The organism is Pseudomonas sp. 2VD, assembly GCF_005503585.1.
GTDB lineage: Bacteria > Pseudomonadota > Gammaproteobacteria > Pseudomonadales > Pseudomonadaceae > Pseudomonas > Pseudomonas aeruginosa.
This window is the reverse complement of record NZ_SCND01000496.1, coordinates 1-3,595: the sequence shown is the minus strand read 5'-3', so window position 1 is coordinate 3,595 and position 3,595 is coordinate 1. Positions and strand designations below refer to the sequence as shown.

Genomic DNA, 3,595 nt, shown 5'->3' with positions numbered 1-3,595 from the left:
GGCATGATGTAGCCGAGCGGGTTGTTGCAGTTCGGGGTCACCTGGATGGCCTTGATCGGCCACTGTTCCAGCGCCAGTTCGAGGGCTTCCAGGCTGATGCCGTTGACCGGATCGGTGGGGATCTCCAGGGCCTTCATGCCGAGGCCTTTCAGCGATTGCATGGCGCCATGGAAGCTCGGCGACTCCACCGCGACGATGTCGCCCGGTTCGCACACCGCGCGGATGCTCACCGACAGGGCCTCGTGGCAGCCGGTGGTGATCACCACGTCGCTGGCGGTGGCCCGACAGCCGGAGTCCACCAACAGGCGGGCGACTTCCTCGCGCAGCAACGGCGAGCCGTGGATCCCGTCGTAGGCCAGCGCACGGGCGTCGGCGTGGCGGTTGAGCCGGGCCAGGCTGCGGGTCAGCGGTTTCAGCGAAGGGCTGGAGATGTCCGGCATGCCGCGGCCGAGCTGGACCACGTCCGGCCGCGGTACCGTGCTGACCAGGGCCAACACCTGCTCCCATTGCGAGATTTCCACCGGCCGCTGGGCCAGGCGGGCGATCGCCGGCAGCGGCGGCATCTGTCGCGCGACCGGTACGAAATAGCCGGACTTCGGCCGCGGCTCGGCCAGCCCGCGATCTTCCAGCAGCCTGTATGCCTGTTGCACGGTGCTCAGGCTGACGCCGTGCTCGATGCTCATGGCCCGCACCGAGGGCAGCCGGTCGCCCGGACGGTAGAGGCCCTGTTCGATGCGCGAACCGAGGGTCTCGGCGAGTTGCAGATAAAGGGTCATGAGCGGGACTCCAGGGTGAGCGAAAGCGGGACCGGTACAGATGGTGGCGAAATCCACCATTCAGGCCGGGGAGCGCTTGATCTGTATGCAGTCAACCCACCTTTTCTGGACCTGTACGGAACAGCGCGCGATGGCCATTCTATCTCCGTCGTCCAGCCGATCAATATGGAGTACGCAGCATGACGCGACTCAGTGCGAAATCCGAGCGCCGCCAACGCCTCGATGGCCCCTTCCCACTCGCCGCGATGGACAACCTGGCGCAGGCCCTGCGTCGCGGCTATCGCCTGGCCCGGCAACGCCAGTTGACCCGGCGCGCGCTGCTGGACCTGGAAGCGGCGGAACTGAAGGATATCGGCCTGAGCGCCGAGCAGGCCCGCGAGGAAGCCTCGCTGGCGTTCTGGCAGGCGGGAAAATCCGGCGGGAGAAAGGCATGATCCGCTGTCGCAACTGTGGCGAACACCCAGCCAGCGAAGGGCATATCTGTATGGTCTGCAAGCGCCGATCCGACGTCGACCCATACAAGGCGCTGATCGCCATGGCCCTGCTGGTCTACTGCGGCGTCAGCCTGGCGGCCTACCTCAAGCCACATATGCCGTCACCGCCGCCTACCGCCGGCAGCAGCGTCCAGCCCGCCGAGGAGCTGGCCCAGCGCGCCCGCCAGGCCACCCTGGAACAGCGCGGCATCTGAAGAACGCATGCTCGGGAGGGGAGGCAGTTTGAGCCCCTCCTTCTTTTATATGCATGTGGCCGCCAGCGCGTGGCTCATTGCGCCGGATACTCCAGCGCCGCCGCGATTCGCCGATGCTGCTCGACCACCCACTCCCGCCGTACCGCCCCCCAGTCGCGGATGACATAGCCGCCCTGGTGGTTGCGCGCACCCTCCCGCTGCTCGAACTCGCAGACGATGTCCAGTTCCTCCAGCGCGGCGATGGTGTCCTGTGCGGTACGCCGGGGCATGCCGGTGGCGGCCATGATCTCCGGCACGCTGGCGATGCCGCTGTCGATCAGGTAGGCGACGTAGAGGCGGCGGTAGAAGCTGGACTTGGTCTTGCTGATGGTCATGAGCAGGCGTTCTCCGGGAAGGCTCAGGGAGCGAGCAGGGGCAAGGTAGTGGTGGATTTGATTTCCGACAAGGCGACGATGGAGTTCACTTCCTGGATGCCCGGCACCGCCGACAGCTTCTCGAAGAAAAAGCGTTCGTAGGATTCGATATCGCGGGTGACGATACGCAGCATGAAGTCCACCGCGCCCATCAGTACGTGGCACTCCAGCACCTCGGGAAACTGGTGCATCGCCTCGGCGAAGTCGGTGAGGTTCTTGCGCCCATGGGCGTTGAGCTTGATCTGGGCGAATACCTGGGTATTCAGGCCGATCTTCTTGCGGTCGAGCAGGGTCACCTGCTTGCGGATCACCCCCTCCTCCTTCAGGCGTTGGATGCGCCGCCAGCAGGGCGATTGGGAAAGTCCGATGCGCTCGGCGATCTCGGCGGTGGAAAGCGAGGATTCCTCCTGCAGCAAAGCGAGAATACGCTGATCGTACATATCCAGTGGAATGGACATAAATATTCCCTACAAAGAAAAATATAGGGATCAAGTATGCACGGATAGCGCAAAATCACGCAAAAACAGGAGAAAAAATCCGGCACGCCTCTGGGAGAATTTCTCTCGTCGAAACACTGCCTGGAGCGTCACATGTCAACCCTCGCCCCCCTTTTCCTGGCCAAACACCCTGACGGCGAAGAACGCCAGGTGATCCGCCCGAACGTCTGGGAAACCTCCTGCGCAGATACCGAGACCCTGTCGATCTTCCATATCGAGGGCATGGCCGACCCGGACCTGCTGTGCCGGGTGCTCAACCTGTTCGCCGTGCAGTCCTTCACCCCGGAGCGGGTTCGTGCCGACCGCGAGGACCACAAGATCCGCCTGCTGCTGACCTTCCCCGGCCTCAGCCAGCACCGCGCCAGCGTGATCGCGGAGAAACTGCGCTCGCTGGTCACCGTGCTCGCCGTCCGCCTGGAGTTCTCTCCCCATGCCGGCAAGGTCCGTCCCAGCGTCAGCGAGCCGCTGCTGGCCAGCGTCGTCTGAGCCCCTCGGGGCGGCGCGGCGGCCGCCCTGTCCACTCAGCGTCATCGGCTGGCCTTCTGGCGTTAGCCGGTCGCCCAGCCCATGGCTACAGTGCAGGTTCGCCAGGCAGCCAGAAGACTGCCATGTGTTCCCCCGATCCTGCAGAGCGTGCCCATGTCCCGACCGCGTTTCCTTCCGGATAACTTCACCCTGGCGCTGATCGCCACCGTCCTTCTCGCCACTTTCCTGCCCTGCAGCGGCCAGACCGCCGTGGTCTTCGAATGGGTGACCAACATCGGCATCGGCCTGCTGTTCTTCCTCCACGGCGCCAAGCTGTCGCGCCAGGCGATCGTCGCCGGCATGACCCACTGGCGCCTGCACCTGCTGGTATTCGCCTGCACCTTCGTGATGTTCCCGCTGCTCGGCCTGGCGCTGAAACCGGCGCTGTCGCCGATGGTCACCCCGGAGCTGTACCTCGGCATCCTGTTCCTCTGCGCCCTGCCGGCCACGGTGCAATCCTCCATCGCCTTCACCTCGCTGGCGCGCGGCAACGTGCCGGCAGCGGTATGCAGCGCTTCCGTGTCGAGCCTGCTCGGCGTATTCCTTACCCCGCTGCTGGTCAAGCTGCTGCTCGGCGCCGAAGGCGAGACCGGCAACGCGCTGGACGCCATCGGCAAGATCACCCTGCAACTGCTGGTACCCTTCATCGCCGGCCAGGTCCTGCGGCGCTGGATCGGCGCCTGGGTGGAGCGCAAC

7 protein-coding genes are annotated in these 3,595 nt (G+C 65.1%); 4 read left to right on the top strand and 3 right to left on the bottom strand.

Features of this window, described 5'->3' with window-relative positions:
* Positions 1–776: aminotransferase-like domain-containing protein (locus FFS27_RS30470; protein ID WP_134540514.1), on the bottom strand; the 776-nt coding region annotated here is incomplete at its 3' end.
* 179 nt (positions 777–955) lie between these two features.
* Between FFS27_RS30470 and FFS27_RS30465 the strand changes: the two genes are divergently transcribed.
* The gene (locus tag FFS27_RS30465) at positions 956–1,210 is read left to right on the top strand and encodes a DUF1127 domain-containing protein (RefSeq protein WP_003100355.1); all 255 of its coding nucleotides are present in this window, start codon (positions 956–958) and stop codon (positions 1,208–1,210) included.
* Positions 1,207–1,464, top strand: coding sequence for a hypothetical protein (locus FFS27_RS30460; RefSeq protein WP_021264702.1), 258 nt, complete (start codon positions 1,207–1,209; stop codon positions 1,462–1,464). Before FFS27_RS30465 ends, FFS27_RS30460 begins: the two co-directional genes overlap by 4 nt.
* A gap of 74 nt (positions 1,465–1,538) precedes the next feature.
* On the opposite strand, the gene FFS27_RS30455 is transcribed toward FFS27_RS30460, so the two are convergent.
* The gene (locus FFS27_RS30455; RefSeq protein ID WP_003088651.1) at positions 1,539–1,838 is read right to left on the bottom strand and encodes a winged helix-turn-helix domain-containing protein; all 300 of its coding nucleotides are present in this window, start codon (positions 1,836–1,838) and stop codon (positions 1,539–1,541) included.
* 23 nt (positions 1,839–1,861) lie between these two features.
* Positions 1,862–2,335, bottom strand: a complete 474-nt coding sequence (locus FFS27_RS30450) for an Lrp/AsnC family transcriptional regulator (protein WP_003088649.1) — start codon at positions 2,333–2,335, stop codon at positions 1,862–1,864.
* A gap of 132 nt (positions 2,336–2,467) precedes the next feature.
* Here FFS27_RS30450 and FFS27_RS30445 point away from each other — a divergent pair, with 132 nt between their 5' ends.
* Together FFS27_RS30445 and FFS27_RS30440 are read left to right on the top strand one after the other, a co-directional pair.
* Positions 2,468–2,860, top strand: a complete 393-nt coding sequence (locus FFS27_RS30445) for a hypothetical protein (protein ID WP_003088646.1) — start codon at positions 2,468–2,470, stop codon at positions 2,858–2,860.
* 153 nt (positions 2,861–3,013) lie between these two features.
* The coding region (locus tag FFS27_RS30440; RefSeq protein ID WP_137952437.1) for a bile acid:sodium symporter at positions 3,014–3,595 on the top strand (582 nt) is incomplete at its 3' end.